The sequence below is a fragment of the Polaromonas sp. P3_C2 genome (assembly GCF_056402675.1).
Map to the genome: position 1 here is coordinate 1 of NZ_JBFUGX010000726.1, position 1,913 is coordinate 1,913.

The 1,913-nt window shown below is 62.4% G+C and carries 2 protein-coding genes; one reads left to right on the forward strand and one right to left on the reverse strand.

What is annotated here, in order from left to right; translation table 11 throughout:
- Nucleotides 1-1,012, reverse strand: a 1,012-nt coding sequence (locus AC1DWI_RS21225) for a lyase family protein (protein WP_477725683.1), incomplete at its 3' end; no start/stop codon positions are given.
- Between the two features lie 120 nt (nucleotides 1,013-1,132).
- On the opposite strand from AC1DWI_RS21225, the gene AC1DWI_RS21230 reads away from it, so the two are divergent.
- Nucleotides 1,133-1,913, forward strand: a 781-nt coding sequence (locus tag AC1DWI_RS21230) for a LysR substrate-binding domain-containing protein (RefSeq protein WP_477725684.1), incomplete at its 3' end; no start/stop codon positions are given.

Consider the following 1,913-nt stretch of genomic DNA (forward strand, 5'->3'; position numbering starts at 1 on the left):
TGGTCGTGGCCTGTGCCAGAAGGGCTCCCATCAGGGAGAAGCACAGCGGCACTGCATGCAGCTCGACATACCAGGCGTCCAGCGACCTTTCGTTCTCCACGAGCGCCGCGTCCAGCATCATCGGAGCCGTGTGGAACAGCATTCTCGACAGGGCGACGACGGACGACGCCGCGRCCGGATTGTTTTTCTGCGGCATGGTGCTGCTGGCGCCCCTGCCAGCGGCAAAAGCCACTTCACCGACTTCCGTGCTGGAAAGCATCAGCAGGTCCCGGCCGATCTTTCCGAGCGTCGCAGCGATCTGCGACAAAAGAAGCACCGCCTCGGCCGGGCCGTCACGCATGCAATGCCACGCAACATCCGGTTCATTCAACCCCAGCTTTTGCATCAGGCGCCGGCGTGTTTCATGCCCCGCGCCGGAGAACGAAGCCAGCGTGCCCACGGCGCCACCCAGCTGCCCGGTCGCCACGCGCGGCACAGCCTCTGCAAGCCGGTCCATCTGCCGCAGCACGCCCGAATTCCAGACCGCAGCCTTGAAGCCGAACGTGACGGGCAACGCATGCTGCTGATTGGTCCGTCCGGCCTGGATGGTGCGCTGGTGGGCCGTGGCCAATGCGCCCAGCGCCCCCGAAAATTGCGCCAGCGAATCGCCGATCAGTGCGAATGCTTCCTGCATCTGAAGCGCCAGTGCGCAATCCATCACGTCCTGGGTCGTTGCGCCATAGTGGACATACTGGCCCAGGTCACCGCGGCACAGCTTGACCACCTGGTTCACCAGCCCCACCATGGGCAGGCCGACCATGCGTGTCTTCTGCCTGAGTTGCGCAAAATCAATGTTTTCGACGTGGGCAACGCGACAGATTTCATCAGCCGCATCCTGAGGAATCACACCCAGTTCAGCCTGCACGGCGGCAAGTTCACGCTCGAAACGAAGGCAGCGGTCGACAAAATTCCGCTCCGAAAAAATGCCCGCGATGGCCCCGCCGTCATGCAAATCACTGAAGAGCTGGTTCATTCGTCAGGCCCTTTGCGTTGCCACAGATGTTGCTAGGTGAAACAAACTGTATCCAATATGATGTCTCGGTAAAAACGATTTGTTGTGATCCCTCCGTTCTCTTTTAGCGATGGGTTGACCATGAATGTTCTGGGCCTGAAAACGTTTGCCGCCGTCGCCAGCCAGGGCGGCATTACCTCTGCCGCGCAAACGCTGCACACCGTGCAATCCAACATCACCCAGCGCATCCGGATGCTGGAATCGGAGTTGGGCCTGGCGCTTTTCAAGCGCCATAGCCGGGGCATGGAACTGACGCGGGCAGGCCAGCGGCTGCTGCCCTATGCCAACCGCATCGTGGCGCTGATGGATGAAGCGCAGGCCGCGGCCAAAGGAGAGGAAGACGCTCCAGCTGTCCTAACAATCGGCTCAATGGAGACCACCGCTGCGGTCCGGCTGCCCTCGCTGCTTGCCGCATACCGCCGCGTGCTTCCGCAGGTGGCCATCTCGCTGGAAACCGGCCCGACCGCGACGCTGATCGAGGCCGTGCTCACGCGGCGCCTGGACGGCGCGTTCATCGCCGGCCCGCTCAACAACCATGCGCTGGTCAGCCTGGTCGCGTTCGAAGAAGAACTGGTGCTCGTCTCGTCTGCCARCTGGGTGCGCCCCAGTGAGCTCGGCAGGCGCCTGGAAAACGGCGCGGCGGCGATCATGTTCAAGACCGGCTGCTCTTATCGCCAGCGGTTCGAACAGCTTCTGAGCGAGCGCGGCTGGCCCAGGTACACCCGGCTTGAAATGGGCACACTGGAAGGCATCCTGGGCTGTGTTGCCGCAGAGGTCGGCATCTCGCTGCTTCCACGGTCCATTGTCGAAAACGCGGCCAACAGGTCCGCCTTACGCTGCCATCCATCGACCGGCAAGAAAT